Source organism: Streptomyces spinosus, assembly GCF_020400655.1.
In the GTDB taxonomy this organism is placed as follows: domain Bacteria; phylum Actinomycetota; class Actinomycetes; order Streptomycetales; family Streptomycetaceae; genus Streptomyces; species Streptomyces argyrophylli.
Genome location: NZ_JAINRC010000002.1, coordinates 261791 through 282427 on the forward strand (window position 1 = coordinate 261791; position 20637 = coordinate 282427).

Annotated in this window: 21 protein-coding genes; 11 read left to right on the forward strand and 10 right to left on the reverse strand. The window is 73.3% G+C overall.

The window, feature by feature from the left end; all coding sequences use genetic code 11:
* Positions 1-13: 13 nt before the first annotated feature.
* A complete protein-coding gene (locus LG395_RS05085) occupies positions 14-883 on the reverse strand; it encodes a carbon-nitrogen hydrolase family protein (RefSeq protein WP_225808589.1) in 870 nt (289 codons plus the stop codon).
* Positions 884-963: 80 nt separating this feature from the next.
* On the opposite strand from LG395_RS05085, the gene LG395_RS05090 reads away from it, so the two are divergent.
* Complete coding sequence (locus tag LG395_RS05090; protein WP_225808590.1) at positions 964-1791, forward strand: FadR/GntR family transcriptional regulator; 828 nt, start codon at positions 964-966, stop codon at positions 1789-1791.
* Position 1792: 1 nt separating this feature from the next.
* Here LG395_RS05090 and LG395_RS05095 read toward each other — a convergent pair whose 3' ends face one another.
* From LG395_RS05095 to LG395_RS05105, 3 genes are all read right to left on the reverse strand, one after another.
* Positions 1793-3556, reverse strand: a complete 1764-nt coding sequence (locus LG395_RS05095; protein WP_225808591.1) for a SpoIIE family protein phosphatase — start codon at positions 3554-3556, stop codon at positions 1793-1795.
* A gap of 302 nt (positions 3557-3858) precedes the next feature.
* On the reverse strand, positions 3859-4629 hold the full coding sequence (locus tag LG395_RS05100; protein WP_225808592.1) for an SDR family NAD(P)-dependent oxidoreductase: 771 nt from the start codon (positions 4627-4629) through the stop codon (positions 3859-3861).
* A 162-nt stretch (positions 4630-4791) separates the two neighbouring features.
* Positions 4792-5217, reverse strand: a complete 426-nt coding sequence (locus tag LG395_RS05105) for a DUF2267 domain-containing protein (protein WP_225808593.1) — start codon at positions 5215-5217, stop codon at positions 4792-4794.
* A gap of 250 nt (positions 5218-5467) precedes the next feature.
* Between LG395_RS05105 and LG395_RS05110 the strand changes: the two genes are divergently transcribed.
* From LG395_RS05110 to LG395_RS05130, 5 genes are all read left to right on the forward strand, one after another.
* Entirely contained in the window at positions 5468-5899 is a 432-nt protein-coding gene (locus LG395_RS05110) for a CBS domain-containing protein (protein ID WP_171154459.1), read from the forward strand.
* 288 nt (positions 5900-6187) lie between these two features.
* Complete coding sequence (locus LG395_RS05115) at positions 6188-6526, forward strand: helix-turn-helix domain-containing protein (RefSeq protein ID WP_225808594.1); 339 nt, start codon at positions 6188-6190, stop codon at positions 6524-6526.
* Positions 6527-6753: 227 nt separating this feature from the next.
* Positions 6754-6957: a cold-shock protein gene (locus tag LG395_RS05120; protein ID WP_007383480.1), complete on the forward strand. Its 204-nt coding sequence runs from the start codon at positions 6754-6756 to the stop codon at positions 6955-6957.
* A 178-nt stretch (positions 6958-7135) separates the two neighbouring features.
* Positions 7136-8659: a DEAD/DEAH box helicase gene (locus LG395_RS05125; protein WP_225808595.1), complete on the forward strand. Its 1524-nt coding sequence runs from the start codon at positions 7136-7138 to the stop codon at positions 8657-8659.
* An 88-nt stretch (positions 8660-8747) separates the two neighbouring features.
* The gene (locus LG395_RS05130; protein WP_225808596.1) at positions 8748-9044 is read left to right on the forward strand and encodes an SCO5918 family protein; all 297 of its coding nucleotides are present in this window, start codon (positions 8748-8750) and stop codon (positions 9042-9044) included.
* Between the two features lie 257 nt (positions 9045-9301).
* Here the strand turns inward: LG395_RS05130 and LG395_RS05135 are convergent, their stop codons facing one another.
* The gene (locus LG395_RS05135; protein ID WP_225808597.1) at positions 9302-10495 is read right to left on the reverse strand and encodes an NAD(P)/FAD-dependent oxidoreductase; all 1194 of its coding nucleotides are present in this window, start codon (positions 10493-10495) and stop codon (positions 9302-9304) included.
* Positions 10496-10611: 116 nt separating this feature from the next.
* Entirely contained in the window at positions 10612-11556 is a 945-nt protein-coding gene (gene sigJ, locus LG395_RS05140) for an RNA polymerase sigma factor SigJ (protein WP_225808598.1), read from the reverse strand.
* A 99-nt stretch (positions 11557-11655) separates the two neighbouring features.
* Here sigJ and LG395_RS05145 point away from each other — a divergent pair, with 99 nt between their 5' ends.
* The 4 genes from LG395_RS05145 (at position 11656) to LG395_RS05160 (ending at position 15173) form a co-directional block, all read left to right on the forward strand.
* The gene (locus tag LG395_RS05145; RefSeq protein WP_171154470.1) at positions 11656-12036 is read left to right on the forward strand and encodes a nuclear transport factor 2 family protein; all 381 of its coding nucleotides are present in this window, start codon (positions 11656-11658) and stop codon (positions 12034-12036) included.
* A 198-nt stretch (positions 12037-12234) separates the two neighbouring features.
* Positions 12235-13959 carry an aa3-type cytochrome oxidase subunit I gene (ctaD, locus tag LG395_RS05150; protein WP_225808599.1) on the forward strand — a complete coding sequence of 575 codons (1725 nt, stop codon included), beginning with the start codon at positions 12235-12237 and terminating at the stop codon, positions 13957-13959.
* A complete protein-coding gene (locus LG395_RS05155) occupies positions 13956-14306 on the forward strand; it encodes a cytochrome C oxidase subunit I (RefSeq protein ID WP_225808600.1) in 351 nt (116 codons plus the stop codon). Before ctaD ends, LG395_RS05155 begins: the two co-directional genes overlap by 4 nt.
* A gap of 198 nt (positions 14307-14504) precedes the next feature.
* Entirely contained in the window at positions 14505-15173 is a 669-nt protein-coding gene (locus LG395_RS05160) for a hypothetical protein (protein ID WP_225808601.1), read from the forward strand.
* A gap of 272 nt (positions 15174-15445) precedes the next feature.
* Here LG395_RS05160 and LG395_RS05165 read toward each other — a convergent pair whose 3' ends face one another.
* The 3 genes from LG395_RS05165 to LG395_RS05175 all read right to left on the reverse strand — a co-directional run bounded on the left by LG395_RS05165 (position 15446) and on the right by LG395_RS05175 (position 17924).
* Positions 15446-16393, reverse strand: coding sequence for an MIP/aquaporin family protein (locus LG395_RS05165; RefSeq protein WP_225808602.1), 948 nt, complete (start codon positions 16391-16393; stop codon positions 15446-15448).
* Positions 16394-16491: 98 nt separating this feature from the next.
* Positions 16492-17157, reverse strand: a complete 666-nt coding sequence (locus tag LG395_RS05170) for an SDR family NAD(P)-dependent oxidoreductase (RefSeq protein WP_171154481.1) — start codon at positions 17155-17157, stop codon at positions 16492-16494.
* An 80-nt stretch (positions 17158-17237) separates the two neighbouring features.
* Positions 17238-17924, reverse strand: coding sequence for a DUF6445 family protein (locus LG395_RS05175; protein ID WP_171154483.1), 687 nt, complete (start codon positions 17922-17924; stop codon positions 17238-17240).
* Between the two features lie 224 nt (positions 17925-18148).
* Between LG395_RS05175 and LG395_RS05180 the strand changes: the two genes are divergently transcribed.
* The gene (locus tag LG395_RS05180) at positions 18149-18916 is read left to right on the forward strand and encodes a DUF4142 domain-containing protein (protein ID WP_225808790.1); all 768 of its coding nucleotides are present in this window, start codon (positions 18149-18151) and stop codon (positions 18914-18916) included.
* Here the strand turns inward: LG395_RS05180 and LG395_RS05185 are convergent.
* A complete protein-coding gene (locus LG395_RS05185; RefSeq protein WP_225808603.1) occupies positions 18913-20571 on the reverse strand; it encodes a glycoside hydrolase family 13 protein in 1659 nt (552 codons plus the stop codon). The genes LG395_RS05180 and LG395_RS05185 overlap by 4 nt on opposite strands.
* Between the last annotated feature and the right edge of the window lie 66 nt (positions 20572-20637).

Sequence of the window (20637 nt, forward strand, 5' to 3'; positions counted from 1 at the left end):
CGGGCCGGAAGCCTCAGCCGGTGGCGGGACGCCAGCGGCCGGGGTCGATGCGGCCGCCGTACAGCGGCAGGTCGATCGGGGTGTCGGCGTCGGTGAACTGGTCCCACATGCGGTTGAGCCCCGCCGTGCCGAAGGTGCGGACGCGCGTGACGTCGTCCAGGTCGACCACGTCGGTCAGCACCGTGGGGGCCGAGTCGGGGGCCTCGGCGCGCACCCGTCCCTCGGGGTCCACCACCAGGCTACGGCCGGTGCCGAGGGGGCCGGCGGTGTTGACGCTGAGCACGAAGACCTGGTTGACGATGGCGTTGGCCCGGGCCAGCACCAATTCCTGGGCGCGGTCCGCCGTGGTGGTCATGACCGGGTTGACGATCGCCTCGGCGCCCAGCCAGGCCAGCTGGCGCGCGACCTCCGGGAACCAGGCGTCGTAACAGATGGAGATGCCGATACGGCCGACGCCGGGCAGGTCCGCCACGACGAAGCGGTCGCCGGGGTCGTACGGCTCGTGCGGCCGCCACGGGAAGATCTTGCGGTACGAGGCGACGAGGCGGCCGTCCGGGGAGTAGACCGGCGCCGTGTTGAACAGCTCGCCCCGCTCACCGCGCTCGCACACGGTGCCCGGTACGAGCCAGATGCCCAGGTCGCCGGCGAGCTCGGCGAGCTGCCGGGAGCGGGGGCCGTCCAGCGGCTCGGCGGCCTCCTGGAGCTGTTCGGTCGCCGACGGCGAACCGTCGACGCCGCACAGGTGCAGTTCCGGGTACACGGCGAGGCGGGTCTGCGGGAAGCGGTCCAGCAGCTGTCCGACGTCCTCGGCGAATCCGGACAGGGGTGCCGTCGCCGGGCGGGGAGGCACCTGGACGAGGGCGAGGGGCAGGGGACGGGACATGGCCAGGAAATTAGCTCAAGGTGAGCTGTTAATCAATAGAATCATTTTGATCCGTTTTCCGGTCTCGCTACATTGACGGCATGCCTCACCCCCAGGACGGCCCCGCCCCTGACGGCCATGACCCCGACGGCCGGGACCCGCGGCCGGCCGGCGCGGCGGCCCTGCCCTTCAACGCCCCCGCGCTCGACGGCATCCGCCGGCTCACGGCCCTGGACACCGTGCGCGCGCGCATCGGGCTCGCCGTCGACCTGGGACTGCTCGCCCCGGGCGAGAAGCTCCCTCCGACCGACCGGATAGCCGCGGCGCTCGACGTCGGGGAGATCACCGTCCGCCGCGCACTGTCCACGCTCTGCCAGGACGGCGTCCTGGAACGCCGCCGGGGCCGCAACGGGGGCACCCGGGTCGCCGAGCGGCCGGCCCGGGGCGTGGTCGGCGCGATGGACGACTACCGCGCGCGGAACAGCGAGGTCCACGCGCTCGTGGACCAGCGGCTCGTGCTGGAGTGCGGCCTCGCCCACCTGGCCGCCCGCAACGCCGGCGAAGCCGCCCTGGCGCACCTGGAGCGGCTGGCCGACGAGATGGACCAGGTGCCGACCTGGGCGGAGTTCCACGGCTGCGACGAACGGTTCCACCTCGCCGTCGCCGCCGCCACCGGCGTGCCCGCGGCGGCCGAGGCCTACCGCGGCGTGCTCCAGCAGCTGTACCGCTACTACCTGCCCTACCCGATGGACGCCCTGCGCGAGTCCAACCTCGAACACCGCGCCCTGGTCCGGGCCCTGCGCGCCGGCGACACCGCGGCGGCGGCCGACATCGCGCGCCGGCACGTGGAGGTGCTCCACCGGACCATGTTCGTGGGGCTGCTGGAGACGGCCGGGGGCCAGGGGACCGGCCCTCGCGGGACCGCCTGACTCACCGTCCGCCGGGCTCCGTCCGGCCCGCACCCGGCTGGGTCGGTGTGCGCAGGGCGAGGAGGGCCACGTCGTCGAGGCCGGGCGGGTGGACGCGGCGCAGGAGCTGGTCGGTGAGGGACGGCAGCGGGCGGTGGGCGAGGGCGGCGGCGTGCTGGCGCAGCCGGCTCAGGCCCTCGTCGAGGGTGTAACCGGGTGCCTCGATGAGGCCGTCGGTGTACAGCAGGAGGGTGCAGCCCGGCGGCAGCAGCACGCTGGCGTCGGGGCGGGGTGCGCCGACCCCCGTGCCCAGCAGGAGGCTGTGGCCTTCGGTGAGGTAGTCGGCCAGGCCGTCGCGGGTGACGAGCAGGGGCGGGGGGTGGCCGGCGTTCGTCCAGGTCAGCCGCCAGCTCGCGTCGTCCGTCCGGGTGAGCCGGGCGAGGATGAGGGTGGCCATGGTGACGTCGGTGATGGGCATGATCGCCTCATCGAGCCGCTGGACGATGCGGCTGGGCGGTTCCTGCTGGGACCAGGCGTAGGCGCGGAGCATGTTGCGCAGCTGGGCCATGCCGGCCGCGGCCTCCAGGTCGTGGCCCACGACGTCCCCGATGGCCAGGGCGGTGGCACCGTCGGACAGGGTGAAGGCGTCGTACCAGTCGCCGCCGACCTGGGAGGCGTCCGGGGCGGGCAGGTAGCGGACGGCCATCTGGAGCCCGGGGACCCGCGGCATCTGCGGGAGCAGGTGGTTCTGCATGGTCTCGGCGACCGCGCGCTGGCGCTGGTAGAGGCGGGCGTTGTCCAGCGCCACGCCGGCGCGGCGGGCGATGTCCTCCAGCAGGGGCAGGTCGGCGGTGGTGAAGTCCCCCGGCTTCCCGGCCCGGCCCAGGGTGAGGGCCCCGAGGACCTCCCGGGTGCCGCGGATGGGAGCGATGGCCGCCGAGTGGATGCCCGTGGCCTCGAACAGACGGCGCTGCTCGACGGCGATGCCGGAGTCCGGGGCACGCCGGTACGTGGCCGGCCCGGCCAGGGCGGAGGCGACACCGCGCAGCGCCCGGGACAGCGGCATCGGCGACTCCTCGGGCACCGGCGGCATCGGCCCTTCCAGCTCCTCGTAGTGGACCAGGCGGTCGCCCTCGGCGTGCACCACGGCGGTGCGCCACACCTCGTCGTGCTCGGTGATCAGGTCGATGACGGCCCAGTCCGCCAGCCGGGGCAGCACCAGGGACACCAGCCGGCGCAGTGCCTCGTCGACGTCGAGGGTGGAGGTCAGCCGGGTGGTGGTCTCGGCGAGCAGGGCGAGCCGCTCGAAGTCGGTCAGCGACTCGGTGGCCTGCTCCGGGCGCGGCTCGGCGGCGTCCGCCCGCTCGGGGGCGTGGAAGAGGACGAGCGTGCCGGTCCGCCGGTCGCCGGTGTCGCCGAGGTCGTACGGGGTGATCGTCCAGGAGACGGGCAGCAGGGAGCCGTTGCCGCGCAGGAAGTGCTCCCTGTGGCCCTGCGCCGGGCTCCCCGCGTGGAACGCCTGGCGCATGGCGCACTGTGTCGTCGGCAGCGGCTGGCCCTGCGGCCCGCGGTGCAGCAGGTCGTGGGCGTCCTGGCCGAGCAGGTCCGCGGCGGAGCGGCCCAGGAGCCGTTCGGCGAGCGCGTTCACGGCAAGGATGTGGCCCTGCTCGTCGACGACGTACGCTCCGGCGCCGATGGCCTCCACCGCGTCGGCGAGCCGGGCGCGGACGCGGGGTTCCGTCCGCTGCCGCTGCCGGTCGTTCCCGGCTCTCTCCGCCCCTGCCATGTCGTGGCCTCCTGTGCTCGTGGGGCGCCGCGCGTGTACGCCGCCCGGTGCCGTGGGCGCCTGGTCTTCCGTATGCCCCGTCACCGGCGGGAACTCTCCCGACGGCGGACGCACCGGCTCGGACAGCCGCACGCACCGGCTCCCGGGTACCCCGGTCGCCGGTCCCGGCGAGGTGAACGGCCTCACCTCCCGGCAACCCGCACCGGGCGCGCCGCCCGCACCTCCGCCACCTGCACAACCGGGACCACTGCACCACCTGCACCACCTGCACCACCGTCGCCTGATCGGGCGGCCGGCCGGCGCTACGCGGCGATGACGGCGACGCCCGTCCTGCCCCCGTCGACGTCCACCACGGTCCCGTGCACGAAGGCCGCCTCGTCGCTGGCCAGCCAGACCGCGGCGTGGGCGACGGCGTCCGGCGTGCCGACGCCGCCGGCCGGGGTGCCCTTCATCATGACCTCGCCCGGATGCGGCTCGCCGCCCTCCGGCGCCGGGGGCAGGATCACGCCCGGCGAGACGGCGTTCACCCGCACGCCCTGCGGGCCGAACTCCGCGGCCCACGCCCGCGTGAGCGTCTCCATGGCCCCCTTGGTGGAGCTGTAGAGCGCACCGAGCGGCACGCCCAGGCGCGCGATCCACGAGCCGAGGTTGACGATCACTCCGCCGCCGGCCTGCGCCATGCCCGGGGCGACGGCCGCCGTGAGGAAGAACGGCGCCTTGACGTTCACCGCGTAGACCTGGTCGAAGGTCTTCTCGTCGGTGGTGGCGGTGCCGGGGGCCGGGTAGACGCCCGCGTTGTTGACCAGGATGTCGATCCGCCCGCCCAGGGTCTGGCGGGCCCGGGCGGCGAGGTCCCGGGAGGCCTCGGCGCCGCCGTCGAGGTCCGCCGGCAGGAAGTCGGCCCGGCCGCCGGACGCGCGGATCCCCTCGACGACCTGTGTCCCCCGTTCCCGGTTCCGCCCGGACACGATGACGTGGGCTCCCTCGGCGGCGAACGCCTCCGCGATCGCCTGTCCGATGTTGCTGGTCGATCCGGTGACCAGTGCCGTCTTGTTCCGCAGCCGTCCGCTCATGGCGCGCTCTCCTCGTCTCGCGGTGTGCGGGCCACTGTGCGCCGTAAAAAATGGACTGGCAAGTCCAGTCCGTGGCGGTGCGGCCGACGGCACGGCCGGGGCGCGCGGGGCGCGCGGGGCGGGCGGACCGGGCGGACCGGGCGGTCCACCCGCCCCGGAGGGTCAGCGGTCCGGCCGTCCGGGCCCCGGGCCGGCTTCCGCGAACAGCGGCCCGAACTCCTCCGGAAGGGCGCCGCGCAGGTCGGCCTCCAGGCCGGTGTCCCCGGCCGTGATCCGGGAGACCACCGTCCGCGCCAGGAACAGCGCCTGCTCGGGGGTGGCGTCCACGGGCCGGGCGACATCGGCCAGCAACGCGTCGAGCGGATCGGCCGGCCCGGCCGGCGCCTCGCCGCCGTGCCGCCGTGCGCCGATTTCCAGGGCGCCCCGCTCATGGGGCGGCACGGCCTGCCGCAAATGCTCCCGGTGCGGTGGGTCGAGGCGGCTGCTCAGTGCCGCGAGGACGAGGTGAACGGCGGCGTCGGCGGCCTCCTCGTCGCCGAGACGGGCCCGTGCCGCCACCTCTTCCACCAGATGCCGATGGCTGATCATGCTTCCTCCCGCTGGTGCGGTCAGGGGTTGTCCTGGGGGGAGTGGCTGACGGGTGCCCACGCCGACAGACACGTACACAACTGCGTATATCGCACCGAAGCAGACATGGATCGCCGGAATCGTGGTAGTCCGGCTGACGAGGTGGTTCGGCCGGCGCGGCGCGGTAGTCACGGCCACCGCACCGGTCGCGGCCACGGCACGGCGTACACGAGAGCCGCAGACAACGCGACACGTAATCGGAGGTTCCGCCATGGCGACAGCACAGATGGTGCGGGACGTGATGACCGCCCCGCCGATCGAGGTGAGCCCGCAGACCTACGTCGCCGACGTCGCCCGCCGTATGCGGGACGAGGACATCGGCGCGGTCCTGGTGACGGAGGAAGGCCACCCGCGTGGCCTGGTGACGGACCGGGACCTCACCGTGCGGATCCTGGCGGAGGGCGGCGACGTCAGCGGTGTGCACGTCGAGGACGCGTGCAGCACCGACCTGACCACGGTCACCCCGGACGACCCCGTCGACCGCGCGGTCGGCCTCATGCGGGAGAAGGCCGTACGCCGTCTGCCGGTGGTCGACCCCGAACGGGACCGGGTGGTCGGCATCGTCTCCCTGGGCGACCTCGCCGTCGAGCGCGACACCGACTCGGCGTTGAGCGAGATCAGCGCCGCCGAACCCAACACGTAGTCCGGCCGGCATCCCCGTCCACCGGTGCGCGTGCCCCGTCCGCCGGCCGGTGGGCGGGGCACGCGCACCGCTCGCTGCGCCGCCCCTCGCGGAAGACGCGGAGTCCCTCCACGGGCGAGGGCGACGGGACTTCCGCGGTGGCCGCGGGGAGGAAGTCTGTCCCGGTGGGGACAGATCTGCTGGGCCGCCGGAGTTAGGGTTGTCGCACGACGCGGAGGGCACGAACGCCTCGGGGCACGGGCGCCGCACAGGCCCGGGCTCCTCGTCGCGTCCCGAGACGAAGGTGCCATGCCCGCCGAGAACGCCCCCGCCGCCGGCAACCTGGACGACGACGACTACCCCGCCTACACGATGGGGCGGGCCGCCGACGTCCTCGGTACCACTCCCGCCTTCCTGCGGGCCCTCGGCGAGGCCGAGCTGATCACCCCGCTGCGTTCGGAGGGCGGCCACCGCCGGTACTCGCGCCGCCAGCTGCGCGTCGCCGCCCGCGCCCGGGAGCTGGTGGACCAGGGCACTCCCATCGAGGCCGCGTGCCGCATCATCTCCCTGGAGGACCAGCTCGACGACGCCCTGCGCGCGAACCGGGACATGCGCCGCCGGCTCGGCGAACGCGGCACGGATACCTAGAGCCGCCGCTACAGAATTTCCGGCCACGACGGCGTCAGAATACCTGGACGATCGCGAAAAACATGGGGCTTCCGGCCCGCCTGTGTTAGCGTGATAGCAGTTGCAGTTTTGGTTGCCAGAGATTTTTTCTTTGCAGAGCTTTCCGGATTCTTCCGGAGGGGTGATCATCGCGGCGACTCGACTCCGTAAAGTGCGGAGTCCGGCATTGCCCCCAAGGGAGATTCAATATGGCATCTGGCACCGTGAAGTGGTTCAACGCGGAAAAGGGCTTCGGCTTCATCGAGCAGGACGGCGGCGGCGCCGACGTGTTCGCCCACTACTCGAACATCGCCACCTCCGGCTTCCGCGAGCTTCAGGAAGGCCAGAAGGTTACCTTCGACGTCACGCAGGGCCAGAAGGGCCCGCAGGCCGAGAACATCGTTCCCGCCTGACGCTGACGCGCTGCATGGTGCTGGGGCCCGCGCTCTCGAGGTGCGGGCCCCAGCCCGTTGTTTTCCCGGCCCAGGCCGGATTTTCGCATTTCCGTCGGCTCATTCTTGTGAATCCACGCGCGGCTCGTTCACCGCTGGGCGGAATTCCTCGATACGCCGCATCGAGGAAGGTTCCCTCATGAACCGCACCCGTCGCACCGGCGGCGACCCAGGCCGCTTCCGCGCGGACCGAACGTCCACCCGGACGGCCGGCGGCACGCGCGGCGGCCGTTCCCGTGCGCAGGAGCAGGGCCGGCAGGGCGCCCGTCCGGGCACCGGACGCAGGAGCGGCGCGGGCGCGCGCTCCGGCACCCGCCGGCAGGAGTTCGCCCTGCCGGTCACCCTCACCGAACCGCTGCCCGCGGTCGAGACGTTCGCCGAACTGGACATGCCGGCACGCCTGCTGGCCGCGCTCGGCGCCGAAGGCGTCACCGCGCCCTTCCCGATCCAGGCGGCCACGCTGCCGAACGCGCTGGCCGGCCGGGACGTCCTGGGCCGCGGGCGCACGGGCTCGGGCAAGACGCTCGCCTTCGGCCTGCCGCTGCTGGCCCGTCTGGACGGGCAGCGGGCCCAGCCCCGGCAGCCGCTCGCGCTCGTCCTCGTGCCCACCCGGGAACTGGCCCAGCAGGTCACCGACGCCCTCACCCCCTACGCCCGCGCCCTGCGGCTGCGGCTCGCCACGGTGGTGGGCGGCATGTCGATCGGCCGGCAGGCGAGCGCGCTGCGCGGCGGCGCCGAGGTCGTCGTCGCCACGCCCGGCCGTCTGAAGGACCTCATCGAGCGGGGCGACTGCCGGCTGGACCAGGTCGGCGTCACCGTGCTGGACGAGGCGGACCAGATGGCCGACATGGGCTTCATGCCCCAGGTGACGGCCCTGCTCGACCAGGTCGCCGACGGCGGCCAGCGGCTGCTGTTCTCGGCCACCCTGGACCGCAACATCGACCTGCTGGTACGGCGCTACCTCCACGACCCCGTCGTGCACTCGGTCGACCCGTCCGCGGGAGCCGTCAGCACCATGGAGCACCATCTGCTGCACGTGCACGACGACGACAAGCACACCGCCGCGACCGAGATCGCCGCCCGGGACGGGCGGGTGATCATGTTCCTGGACACCAAGCACGCGGTCGACCGGATGGCTAGGCACCTGCTGTCCGTCGGGGTGCGCGCCTCGGCCCTGCACGGCGGCAAGTCGCAGCCGCAGCGCAACCGCACGCTCGCCCAGTTCAAGGACGGCCACGTCACGGTCCTGGTGGCGACCAACGTCGCCGCCCGCGGCATCCACGTCGACGGCCTCGACCTCGTCGTCAACGTCGACCCGCCCGGCGACCACAAGGACTACCTGCACCGGGGCGGCCGTACCGCCCGGGCCGGCGAGTCCGGCACGGTCGTCACCCTCGTCCTGCCGCACCAGCGGCGTGCGATGGACCGCCTGATGGCCGACGCCGGCATCACCGCGCGTACCGTCCGGGTCCGCCCCGGCGAGGCCGAACTGCACCGCATCACCGGCGCCCGCACCCCCTCCGGTGTGCCCGTCACGGTCACCGTGCCGGCCGCCGAACGGAGCGAGCGCGCCGCGTCCGCCCCGCGCGGCCGCCGGGGACGCGGGGCCGGCCGGGGAGCGGCCACCCGCACCCGTCGCTCCGCCCCGAGGAACAACTCCTAGTCCAGGTACCGGGATTCGCCCTCCGCGTCCGGGGCGAGCCTACGGTCGATCCCTCCGCTGTCCCTCCCCCGATCCTGTGGAGTCCGCCATGCGCTGTGTCATCGCCCGTTTCCCCTTCGACCTGACCAAGAGCGAGGTCGAGCAGTCGATGAACGGGGTCTCGCCCGAACCGGTCACCGGTGTCTCGGTGAGCATCGGCCGCCGCGTCTACCCCGTCATGCAGGTCGGCGAGGTGATCACCAAGCAGGACCGCCGCGACTTCACGTCGGGCGAGATGCGCCGGGCCCTGACCCGGCTCGGGTTCACCTGCCACGACGCGCCCCCGGCCGCGCCGGCCGCGCCCGCCCCGGCCCCACGCGCCGACGAGGACGCCTGGCGCTGGTGAGCTCCCGGTGACCACGCGTCCCGGTTCACGGGTGTGAGCGGCGTGGGACGTGGCACCCGGAGACGGAGCGGGCCGGACCTGCGCACCGCGTCCCGTGCGGCCCACGGTTCGGCCACGAGCCGGGCGCCGTGCCGGGACGCCACGGCCCGCGCCGCCCGGTTGTCGCCGCGAACCGCCGACGACAACCGGTGTGGCCCGCGCGGCGGACGCCGGACACCGCGCGCCCGGGAAGGGGCGTCGCGGACCGAACGCCGGTCTCAGGCCGGTGCGTTGGCCGGTGACACCGCGTCCGCCCGCTCCCGCACGACGCGCCGTCGCGGGGCCGGGACGAGCAGCGGGTTGGCGACGCCCCAGGCCGCGCCCCTGCAGACCAGTTCCTTGTAGACGGCGGCGATCCGGCCGGTCAGGGCCGCCCGCACCGCGCGGTCGTCGGCGGTGACGTACTGGATCAGGCCTTCCTTGCGGCCCAGCGAGACGCACTGGTTGAAGTAACGCAGCGGCACCTTGGGGAGCTTGCCGCCGGTCAGGCGCGCCGCGATGGCGTCGGCGGCCTGCCAGGCGGTGGGGACGCCCGAGGCGCACGACATCCGCAGCGGCTTGTCGCCGGCGCCCGTCGCCAGGGCCGCGTCGCCGACGGCGTACACGTCCGGGTGCGAGACCGAGCGCATGGACCGGTCGACGACGATCCGGCCGGCGCCGGTGACCTCGAGGCCGGTGGCCCGCGCGACCGGGTGGACGGCGAAGCCGGTGGTCCACACGGTGACCGCGGCCGGGACCGTGGCGCCGTCGGCGGTGGTGACGTGGCCGGCCGCCACGGCGGTGACGTCGGTGTGCTCGTGCACCGTGACGCCGAGCCCGGCGAGGACCCCGCGCACGTGGTCGCGGCCCTTCGCGGAGAGCCAGTCGCCGAGGCCGCCGCGGGTGACGAGGGTGACGTCGAGGTCCGGGCGGGCCTCGGCGATCTCGGCCGCAGCCTCCAGACCGGTGAGGCCGCCGCCGACCACGGCCACCGGCTGTCCGGCCGTCAGCCCGGCCAGCCGCTCGCGCAGCCGCAGCGCTCCGGCACGGCTCGTGATCTCGTGGGCGTGCTCCGCCACGCCGGGGACGCCCTGGTCGCTCCAGCCGCTGCCCAGGGCGTACACGAGGGTGTCGTACTCCAGTTCCCCGGTGCCGTCCGCGCCGGTGACGGCGACCGTCCTGCGGTCGACGTCGACGCCGGTGACCCGCGCGAGCCTCAGCCGCACACCGGTGCCCGCGAACATCTCGCCGAGCGGCCGGGACTTGAGGTCCTGGCCGGTGGCGAGCTGGTGCAGGCGGACGCGCTCCACGAAGTCGGGTTCGGCGTTGACGAGGGTGATGGAGACGTCTTCGGGGCGCAGCCGCCTGGCGAGGCGGCCGGCGGCGATGGCTCCGGTGTATCCGGCTCCGAGGACGACGATGCGGTGCTGCATTTCCTGGCTCCTGTCTTGAGCGGATTCGCCCCTTGAACCGGGCGCCCCGCCGTTTCCTGACAGGAACCGGATGTGAAGCACGTCACATGGTGGTCGGTGGGCTGGAGCCCGGAATCTCAGAAGGGCCGGAGCAGGGGTTCGCCGTGGTCGGTGGCCGCCCAGTGCCGGGTCGCGCGTTCGAGCTTGTCGGGGTTGGCCTGGCCGCGGAACGCGCGGATGCCGTCGGCGGTGACCTCCAGGCAGATGACGCCGATGACCCGCCCGTCGAGGACCGCCACGACGGCCGGCTCGCCGTTGGCGGTGGTGGCGTAGATCCCGGGCGAGCCGCCTACCAGGTTGCGCTTGGCCGTGCCGGGCTTGAACAGGCCCCGCATGAACGTGGCGACCGCGAGCGCGCCCTCGAACGCCTTCGTGCGGGCCGGGACCTTGCCGCCGCCGTCGCCGATCGAGACGGCGTCCTGGGTGAGCAGCCGTACCAGCGGCTCGGTCCGGCCGCTGGTGGCGGCGGCCAGGAACTCCTCGACGATCCGCCGGGCGGCGGCCTCGTCGATCTCGATGCGGGCCTTGCCGTCCGCGACGTGCTTCTTGGCCCGGTGGAGGATCTGCTGGCTGGCGGCCTCGCTGATGTCGAGGATCCCGGCGATCTCCCGGTGCGGGTAGTCGAAGGCCTCCCGCAGCACGTACACCGCCCGCTCGCCCGGGGTCAGGCGCTCCAGCAGGGTGAGGACGGCGTACGACACCGACTCGCGCTGTTCCGCGGTGTCGGCCGGGCCCAGCATCGGGTCGCCGGCGAGCAGCGGCTCGGGCAGCCACTGGCCCACGTAGGTCTCGCGGCGCGCGCGGGCCGAGGTGAGCTGGTTGAGGCAGAGGTTGGTGAGCACCTTCGTCAGCCAGGCCTCGGGGACCTCGACGTGGCCGGCGCCGGCGGCCTGCCAGCGCAGGAACGTCTCCTGCACGGCGTCCTCGGCCTCGCTCGCCGAGCCGAGCAGGCGGTAGGCGATGGCCTCCAGCCGGGGCCGGGCCGCCTCGAACCGCTCCACGTCGCTCACTGTCAGGGCCATGCCCGGGATCCTAGCCGCCCCGGCCCCCGCCGGGCGGGGGCCGCGGGTTCTCCCCGGGAGTCCGCCGGCGCGCCCCGGCGCGGCTGGTATGACTGCTGCATGCTGGAAGAAGCCGCTCAGTCAGCGATCGACATGTTCCTCTCCGCGTTCAACGCGCGCGAGGACGGCCAGGTGATCTCCCTGCTGTCCCAGGCCCTCACCCCCGACGTGGTGTTCTGGGGCCCGCTGGGACGCAGCGAGGGAGTGGAGGCGGTCGAACGGTTCGTGCTGGACATCCGTCGCCACCCCGCCGGCGCCGGCACGATGGTCCGCTGTTCGGCGGTGGACATGCCGGGTGAATGGGCCCGCTACCAGTGGGCCTTCACCACACCGGACGGCGGGCCCCGGCTGGCCGGGACGGACGTGGTGCACCTGCGGCCCCGTACGCACCTCATCGACCAGGTGATCGTCTTCGCGGGGGACCTCCGGCCCGCCCCCTGACCCCCCTCCCGGCAGCGCCGGGACGGTGCCGGGGAGGGGGGTCGGGCCGTGGCTCGTTGGGCCGGTCGGGTGTATCCGTCATCCGAATGGCCGCACGTCGCACGCTCAGGGCCCCGAGCGCGGCCTCGCGTGGCGAGGATGGCGGGTGACCGACGTCCTGTCGTGGGCGGACGGCGAGCATCGGGAGACGGACGACTGGTGAGCATCCTCAACGAACCCCAGGGCGGTGGCGCCCCAGCCGAGGACTCGTACGAGAACGAGTTGCCGGTCCGGCGCAAGCAGCCCGGCAACGTCGTGGTGAAGTGGCTGACGACCACCGACCACAAGACGATCGGCACCCTCTATCTGTCGACGTCCTTCGGGTTCTTCCTGGCCGGCGGGGTGATGGCGCTGATCATCCGCGCCGAACTGGCCCGTCCCGGACTCCAGGTCGTCTCGAAGGAGCAGTACAACCAGCTGTTCACGATGCACGGCACCGTGATGCTGCTGATGTTCGCCACCCCGTTGTTCGCCGGCTTCACCAACTGGATCATGCCGCTCCAGATCGGCGCGCCCGACGTGGCCTTTCCCCGGCTGAACATGTTCGCCTACTGGCTGTACCTGTTCGGCTCGCTCATCGCGGTGGCCGGCTTCCTCACCCCGAACGGAGCGGCCGACTTCGGCTGGTTCGCCTACACGCCCCTGTCCGACGCGATCCGCACCCCCGGGGTCGGCGCGAACATGTGGATCCTGGGTCTGGCGTTCTCCGGCTTCGGCACCATCCTCGGTGCCGTCAACTTCATCACCACGATCACCGCGATGCGCGCGCCCGGCATGACCATGTTCCGCATGCCGATCTTCACCTGGAACGTGCTGCTGACCAGTGTCCTGGTCCTGTTCGCCTTCCCGGTGCTGGCCGCCGCCCTGTTCGCGCTGGCGGCCGACCGCATCTTCGGCGCCCATGTGTACGACGCGGCCAACGGCGGCCCGATCCTGTGGCAGCACCTCTTCTGGTTCTTCGGCCATCCGGAGGTGTACATCATCGCGCTGCCGTTCTTCGGCATCGTCACCGAGGTCATCCCGGTGTTCTCCCGCAAGCCGATCTTCGGCTACATGGGCCTCGTCGCCGCGACCATCGCCATCGCCGGCCTGTCGGTCACGGTGTGGGCCCACCACATGTTCCCCACCGGCGCGGTGCTGCTGCCGTTCTTCTCCTTCATGACCTTCCTGATCGCCGTACCGACCGGGGTGAAGTTCTTCAACTGGATCGGCACGATGTGGAAGGGCTCGTTGTCCTTCGAGACACCCATGCTCTGGGTGACCGGCTTCCTCGTGACGTTCCTCTTCGGCGGCCTGACCGGTGTCATCCTGGCCTCCCCGCCCATGGACTTCCACGTGACGGACAGCTACTTCGTGGTGGCCCACTTCCACTACGTCGTCTTCGGCACGGTGGTCTTCGCGATGTTCGCCGGCTTCCACTTCTGGTGGCCCAAGTTCACCGGCAAGATGCTCGACGAGCGCCTGGGCAAGATCTGCTTCTGGACCCTGTTCACCGGCTTCCACGGCACCTTCCTGGTCCAGCACTGGCTGGGCGCCGAGGGCATGCCGCGCCGCTACGCCGACTACCTGGCCGCCGACGGCTTCACCGCGCTGAACACGGTGTCCTCCATCAGCTCCTTCCTGCTCGGCCTGTCGATCCTGCCGTTCCTCTACAACGTCTGGAAGACGGCCAAGTACGGCAAGCCGGTCGGCGTGGACGACCCGTGGGGCTACGGCCGTTCGCTGGAGTGGGCGACCTCCTGCCCGCCGCCCCGGCACAACTTCCTCACCCTGCCCCGGATCCGCAGCGAGTCCCCGGCGTTCGACCTGCACCACCCGGACATCGCGATGCGGGAGCAGGAGGGCCACACCACCGCGATCACGAGCGACCGGGGCCGGGCGTGAGCGGTCTGCCCCAGCAGGGGACCGGAGTCGGCGGCGACCTCGGCAACGAGGTCGAGGGCTACCTGCTGTGGCAGGCCAGGGTCGCGGAGGCGGAGCAGCGCGCCCGCGAGTTCGCCGGCTCCCTGGACTGGCTGACGACGGCGCAGCGCGAGGAGGTCGAACGGCGCTACGCCGCCGACAGCCTGCTGCGGGCCCGGGCCGACCTCGAACGCGTCGCGGCCCGGTGCGTGTCGCTGCGGGCCGAGTACGAGCAGCGGTACGCCGAACTGCGGCGGCGCTGCGTGGGCGTGGCGCTCGCGGTGTGCGCCTGTTTCACCACCCTGGCCGCCCTGCTGCTGGCCCTGTGACCGACGCCGGCCGGTTTGCCGGGGCATCCGCGGGCCACTCGGGACCGGTGGTGTCCAGGGGGGACGTGAGGCAGACCGGGAGGCGGCCGATGAGCGCGGTGAACCCTGGCCCGGGCCCAGTGCCTGTTCGGTCCCGTCGGCGGCGGGTGGCCCCTGCCGCACCTGCGCGGATTCGAGTGGGTCTCCACCGGGTCCGCCGTGACGGGTGACGCGAGGCCCGGCCGCCGGACGCGGACGCGTTTCGAGGGGTGGATCGTCGGGACCGGGACGGCGTCCGGCACCCGGGTGGTGCTGGGCCACTGGGGCGGGTCGCCGTTCGGGCGGTTCAGCGACGTCATGGTCGAGCGGGCGGACGGGCACCGGCTGCTGCTGGCGCCCTCCCGGCGGACCGCCGACTTCATCGCCGCGACCTACTCCTTCGACGACGTGGAGATCACGCCCGTCACCGTACGGGTCGCGGGCCGGCACTGGCAGATCACGGCCGGCCCGCTGGACCTGCGCCTCACCACCGGCCCGCGGGGCCCCATGGGCCGGCTGCTGCGCGCCGTACCCGCGCCGCTCGCCGCCCGGCCGGCCTGGACGGTGCTGACGTACCCGCCCGCGCGGCTGCTGCTCGGCGTGCGCACGCGGGGCAGCGCGGGCGGCGGGCGGCGCGAGTGGTACGGCGCCCTGGACCTGCTCCCGGTCGTGTCGGCCACCACGGTGTACGACGGCCGGGACCAGGGTCCGCTCGCGCCGGTCGCGCCGCCCGTGCGGTTCGGGTTCGGTTCCACGCCCCGCGCGCCCAGCGCCGTACGGGTGGTCACGACCGTGGAGCTCCCCCGCTCTCCCGGGCCGCGCCGTGGGCCGGCCACCCGGACCAGCTGAGGTTCCGGTCGCCGTAGCCGTTGCCGGCCTCGACGGTGTCCTTGGAGCCGGTGACGCGGATGACGTCGCCGGGGATGACCCGCCGGTAGAAGCGTTCGGCGGTGCCGTCGGTGGCGAGGCCGACGCAGCGCCGACGGTGAGCCAGTGCTCGACGGCCGCCCGCCGGTCCCGCGGGGCCGGCTCCGCTCCGCCGACGCCCGCCGGCTGTACGAGCACACGGCCGTCGGCACCAAGGTCACGATCACGGGCAGCGGGACGTGACGCCGCCCCGGCTACTCCTCGTCGCTGGTCTTCACGGGCGACGCCCTGCCCGGCTCCGGCAGCTGGGCCAGCTCGGAGCGCACGAGCAGTACGTCACCGACGAACAGGTCGTAGACCACGATCCCGATCACGGCGCCGACCAGCGGACCGACGATCGGGATCCACCAGTACGCGCTGAACGAGCCGGACACGCTCCCCGGGAACGCCAGGCTGCCCCAGCCCGCCGCGTAGGTGAGCAGGCGTGGCCCGAAGTCACGGGCCGGGTTGATGGCGTAGCCGGCGTTCGCGCCGTAGGACATGCCGATCGCGGCGACGACGAAACCCACGACCAGCGGGGCGAGGTTGGCCTTCACGGCCTGGTTGCGCAGGTCGAGCACGGCCGCGATCAGCATGAGCAGGAAGGCCGTGCCGACGATCTGGTCGATGAGCGGCCCCCAGATGCCGCCGTGGAAGTACGGGGCCGGGAACGTCGCGAAGATCGAGAACGTGGCATTGGTGTGCCCGTTCACCTTCGGTCCCGTCACCGTGCTGTCGTAGGCGTCGATCGCGTTGTGGTAGACGAGGTAGACCAGCGCGGCGCCGGTGAGGGCGCCGACGACCTGCGCGAACCAGTACGGCAGCACCTTGGCCCAGGGGAAGCCGCGGCGCACGGCCATGGCCAGGGTCACCGCCGGGTTGATGTGGGCGCCGCTGACGCCGCCGGCCACGTAGACGCCGAAGACGACGGCCAGCGCCCAGCCCCAGGTGATCAGCAGCCAGTCACCGGCCGCGAGGAAGATCGTGGTGGGGGTGGCGGCCCGGCCCGAACCGGGCAGCGCCGCGACCGCCATCGCGCCCACACCGCAGCCGAAGGCGATGAGGACGAGGGTTCCGAGGAACTCCGCCAGGCACTCGCCGAGCAGTCCGCCCCGGCTTCTGAGCCGTGACGTCTTGACGAGCGGAGGGATGTCGACAGCCATGGAGGCCCCCTTGAAGAGAGCGAAGCGGCCAATAGCCCCATATTGGCCCACAACGTCACTCCCCGCAGGGTGACCGCTTCCGGTCGGTCAACGGCCGCTCAGCCGTCGAGGTCGTCGGCGTAGTGCCGGAACCCGTGCCGCTCCCGGTGCAGGCTCCACAGCCTCTCCGCGAGGACACTCGGGTCCTTGCGCTCGTGACCTGCCGTGATGGCCCCGGGGATGACCAGCTGGGCGACGTGGATGCCCTCACCCGCCAGCCGGTCGTGCAGCAGGTGCCCGTACGCGCTCTCCGCCGCGAAGGCGATCGAGGTGCCGGCCCGCTCGGGATGCGGTACGGCGGCGCTCCCGCCGTTGACGAACAGGATCGTCCCGCGCCCCAGCCGTCGCATGCCCGGCAGCACCTGCTGCACGGCGGCCACCGGCCCGTACACGGAGAACTCGATCGGGCCCACCAGGTCCCGGTGCCGGGTCTCCAGCACGGGCCGCATGAAGTCGCGGTGCGGCACCGGGCTGTATTGGAGCACCTCGACGGTCCCGAGTGCGTCGGCCAGCTCGCCCAGCGCCGCGGCCAGCTCCTCCGGCCGGCGCACGTCGGCGGCGAACCCGCGGGCGGTGACGCCCTCGGCCGCCAGTGCGCCGGCGATCGCGTCCAGCCGCCCCCGGTCCCGCGCGACGAGCCCGACGGCGAACCCCTCGCGCCCGAACCGCCGCGCGACGGCGGTCCCGAGTCCCGGCCCGGCTCCCACGATGGCGACACTGCTCATACCCGTCATCCGTACCGCGCGCCCGGCCTCCTCACACCGCCCGCCGCCTCACCAGGGGGCGGGCGGCGCCGGCCGTCCGGTCAGGCCATCCAGAAGAACACCGCCGTCATCCGCTTCTCCTCCAGCGTCCGGCCGGAGTAACCGGTCGCGCTGTGCACCAGGTTGGCGTGGTAGAGCAGCAGGCGGTTGTACCGGTGCGGGACGCGGACGTCCTCCTCGAAGTGGTCCGCCGGGACGAACCGCGTCCCCAGCGCCTCGACCAGGTTGGTGTGCGGGGCCTGCACGATGTTGCCGCCGAGCCGGCCGCCCGGCAGCGACTGGCGGTAGAAGGCGGTCCCGCAGTCCCCCGGCAGCCCGGGGTTGAGGTAGAGCACGGCCGCGTACCGGCACAGCGCGCGGGAGTCGGTGTGCGGGCGGGGTTCGCTCTCGCCCTCGCCGACCACCTGCACGCAGTTGTGGTTGAGGGTGCCGCCGCCCGGCGCCCGCTGCACCCACAGCTCCCGCGCCCCGGTCGCCTTCCGCACCAGCCTCTCGACCCGGGCGAGTTCCCCCGGCTCCAGGGCGGGCATGGCGCGCAGGCCGGGCCAGGTCTCGGAGGTGTACGGGTACCCCTCGGCCCAGTCGTCCTTGGCCAGGCACCGCTCCCGTACGGCGTCGGCGTCCGGCAGGACGTCGTCCAGCACCCAGTAGTCGCGGCCCCGGGTGGGCTTGCGGTAGGGCAGGACGGGCAGCGCGGCCGGGGGCCGGGGCGGTGACGGTGGGGGCATGCGGCGAATCTAGGGGCGGTCCCGCTCTGCCTTCACCCGGGAAGTGGTCAACCTTGCGCCGCGCAGCGGTCAACCTTCCGCCAACCGCCCCGGGAGATTCTTTACCCGCGCGCACTGAGACGAACGGCGCGGGCGTCCGTACTGCTGTGCGTCCGAACGACGGGCGGGACCCGCAGGCAGGAGGAACGGTGCGCTTTTCGCGGAACGCGACGGGAACTCTCTTCGTGGGCGGTGCGATGGCCCTGACCCTCGCGGCCCTCGCCTACCCGGGCATGCTCGGGCTGAGCACCGTCTCCAGCTCACAGACGCGGATCATCGCGCAGACACAGTGGGGACCGCTCACCGAGGCGGACCGGGACTTCGTGGTCAAGGTGCGGGCGGCCGGCCTGTGGGAGTACCCGCTCGGCCAGATCGGGCTCCAGAAGGGCTCCAGCAAGGGGGTCAGGACCGCCAGCGAGCACCTGATCGACGGGCACGCCGCGCTGGACGCCTCCTGCCGCAAGATCGGCCCCATGCTGAACATCACGCTGCCCAACGTGGCGAGTCCGCAACAGGTCGGCTTCGTCAACCAGTTGAAGGGCGAGAGCGGCAAGCAGTTCGACACCGACTTCGCCAACATCCTGCGGATGACGCACGGCTCGATCTTCAACACGATCGCGAAGATCCGCTCCACCACCAAGAACTCGCTGGTGCGGGCCCTCGCCGACCAGGCCAACGACACCGTCCTGGACCACATCACGGTGATGGAGAAGACCGGTCTGGTCGACTTCGACCAGACCATCTTCAACCAGACCACCCCGCCGAAGCTGCCGTCGTCCGACCTGACGCCGCCGGCCCCGCCGGCGGGCCAGCCGGAGGTGGTGCTCACCCCGCCGCCGACCGCCACGTCCACCCCGCTGGACCTCGGCGCCCTCGGCGGCGGCACGAGCGGCGGCGGCACGGGCGGCGGCACCGGCGGCGGCCTCACCCCCAGCCCGGTTCCGTCGCCCTAGGCCAGCCAGACCGTGGTGTCCGGCGGCAGGACCCTGCCGTCCGGCAGCGGGGCGCTGCTCAGCAGGACCTCGCCCGGTGGCAGCGCTACCGGGCCGGTGCCGAGGTTCGTGACGTTCCGCCAGGTCTCGGTGCGGCCGAAGTCCAGGACGTCCGCGGGCGCGTCCGGCGTCCAGGTCAGAGTCTCGCCCTGGAGGAGCTTGCGGCGCAGTCGCAGGGCCGAGCGGTACAGCTCCAGCGTGGAGCCCTCGGTGCCGGCCTGCGCCTCCACGGCGTACGCGGCGAAGGCCGCCGGCTGCGGCAGCCAGCCGGGCCCGGGGCCGAAGCCGTACGACGGTCCGGTCGTCGTCCACGGCAGCGGCACCCGGCAGCCGTCGCGGCCCTTGCGGACGTGGCCGGTCTGTTCCCAGATCGGGTCCTGGAGCACCTCGGTGGGCAGGTCGGCGACCTCGGGCAGGCCCAGTTCCTCCCCCTGGTACAGGTACGCCGAGCCGGGCAGCGCCAGCATCAGCAGGGTCGCCGCCCGGGCCCGGCGCAGTCCGGCCGCCGGGTCGATCGCGGGTGCGGTGCCGCCGGACAGCAGCCAGGCGGCCGGGTCGGTGCCGGCCGGCAGCACGAGCCGGGAGGCGTGCCGTACGACGTCGTGGTTGGACAGCACCCAGGTCGCGGAGGCGCCGGCGGCCCGGGCCGTGACCAGCGAGGCGGTGATGACGTCCCGCAGCTCCTCCGCGTCCCAGCGTGCCTCCAGGTACTCGAAGTTGAAGGCCTGGCCGAGTTCGTCCGGGCGGGCGTACAGGGCGCGGCGGGCCCCGGGGACCCAGGCCTCGGCGACGGCGGTGCGCGGCGGGCTGTAGGCGTCGAAGATCTTGCGCCAGTCGCGGTAGATCTCGTGGACCTCGTCCCGGTCCCAGTACGGGTGGCTGCCCGGCGGCACCAGCGGCAGGGCCTGCTCGCCGGTCGCGCCGATGCCGCCGATGTCCCGCAGCGGCTCGGTGAGGTCCTTGGCCAGGCCGTGGGCGACGTCCACGCGGAAGCCGTCCACGCCCCGGTCCGACCAGAACCGCAGGGTGGCGCGGAAGTCGGCGCGGACCTCCTCGTCGTCCCAGTTGAGGTCGGGCTGTTCGGGCGCGAACAGGTGCAGGTACCACTCCCCGTCGGGCACCCGCCGCCAGGCGCTGCCGCCGAACACCGACTGCCAGTCGCTGGGCGGCAGTTCACCGCGCGCGCCGCGCCCCGGCCGGAAGACGTACCGTTCCCGGGCGGCGGACCCCGGCCCGGCACGCAGCGCCTCCTGGAACCAGCGGTGCAGATGGGAGGTGTGATTGGGGACGATGTCCACGACGACCTTGAGTCCGAGCCGGTGCGCCTCGCCCACCAGGGCGTCGAAGTCGTCCAGGGTGCCGAGGCGCTCGTCGACCCCGCGCGGGTCGATGACGTCGTAGCCGCCGTCGGCGAGTTCGGAGGGGTAGAAGGGGCTCAGCCACAGGGCGTCCACGCCGAGGGAGGAGAGGTGGCCCAGCCGTTCGGTGATGCCCCGCAGGTCGCCGAGGCCGTCACCGTCGGCGTCGGCGAAGCTGCGCGGATAGACCTGGTAGACGACGGCCTGCCGCCACCAGTCGGGGTTCCTGGACGAGAGGTCCGGCGAGAGGTCTGCCATACGGGCTCCCAGGGGGACGGACGACGGTACGGAATCTGTATCTGTCCACATTGCCCGGAAAGGGAA

What these genes read in the sequence shown, in the direction of transcription:
- LG395_RS05090 (WP_225808590.1), top strand. Translation starts at nt 964, where the DNA reads ATGCCTCACCCCCAGGACGGCCCCGCCCCTGACGGCCATGACCCCGAC.
- sigJ (WP_225808598.1), bottom strand. Translation starts at nt 11,556, where the DNA reads ATGGCCCTGACAGTGAGCGACGTGGAGCGGTTCGAGGCGGCCCGGCCC.
- LG395_RS05170 (WP_171154481.1), bottom strand. Translation starts at nt 17,157, where the DNA reads ATGAGCAGTGTCGCCATCGTGGGAGCCGGGCCGGGACTCGGGACCGCC.
- LG395_RS05145 (WP_171154470.1), top strand. Translation starts at nt 11,656, where the DNA reads ATGCTGGAAGAAGCCGCTCAGTCAGCGATCGACATGTTCCTCTCCGCG.
- LG395_RS05085 (WP_225808589.1), bottom strand. Translation starts at nt 883, where the DNA reads ATGTCCCGTCCCCTGCCCCTCGCCCTCGTCCAGGTGCCTCCCCGCCCG.
- LG395_RS05185 (WP_225808603.1), bottom strand. Translation starts at nt 20,571, where the DNA reads ATGGCAGACCTCTCGCCGGACCTCTCGTCCAGGAACCCCGACTGGTGG.
- LG395_RS05120 (WP_007383480.1), top strand. Translation starts at nt 6,754, where the DNA reads ATGGCATCTGGCACCGTGAAGTGGTTCAACGCGGAAAAGGGCTTCGGC.
- LG395_RS05165 (WP_225808602.1), bottom strand. Translation starts at nt 16,393, where the DNA reads ATGGCTGTCGACATCCCTCCGCTCGTCAAGACGTCACGGCTCAGAAGC.
- LG395_RS05175 (WP_171154483.1), bottom strand. Translation starts at nt 17,924, where the DNA reads ATGCCCCCACCGTCACCGCCCCGGCCCCCGGCCGCGCTGCCCGTCCTG.
- LG395_RS05130 (WP_225808596.1), top strand. Translation starts at nt 8,748, where the DNA reads ATGCGCTGTGTCATCGCCCGTTTCCCCTTCGACCTGACCAAGAGCGAG.
- LG395_RS05095 (WP_225808591.1), bottom strand. Translation starts at nt 3,556, where the DNA reads ATGGCAGGGGCGGAGAGAGCCGGGAACGACCGGCAGCGGCAGCGGACG.
- LG395_RS05105 (WP_225808593.1), bottom strand. Translation starts at nt 5,217, where the DNA reads ATGATCAGCCATCGGCATCTGGTGGAAGAGGTGGCGGCACGGGCCCGT.
- LG395_RS05135 (WP_225808597.1), bottom strand. Translation starts at nt 10,495, where the DNA reads ATGCAGCACCGCATCGTCGTCCTCGGAGCCGGATACACCGGAGCCATC.
- LG395_RS05110 (WP_171154459.1), top strand. Translation starts at nt 5,468, where the DNA reads ATGGCGACAGCACAGATGGTGCGGGACGTGATGACCGCCCCGCCGATC.
- LG395_RS05125 (WP_225808595.1), top strand. Translation starts at nt 7,136, where the DNA reads ATGAACCGCACCCGTCGCACCGGCGGCGACCCAGGCCGCTTCCGCGCG.
- LG395_RS05100 (WP_225808592.1), bottom strand. Translation starts at nt 4,629, where the DNA reads ATGAGCGGACGGCTGCGGAACAAGACGGCACTGGTCACCGGATCGACC.
- LG395_RS05115 (WP_225808594.1), top strand. Translation starts at nt 6,188, where the DNA reads ATGCCCGCCGAGAACGCCCCCGCCGCCGGCAACCTGGACGACGACGAC.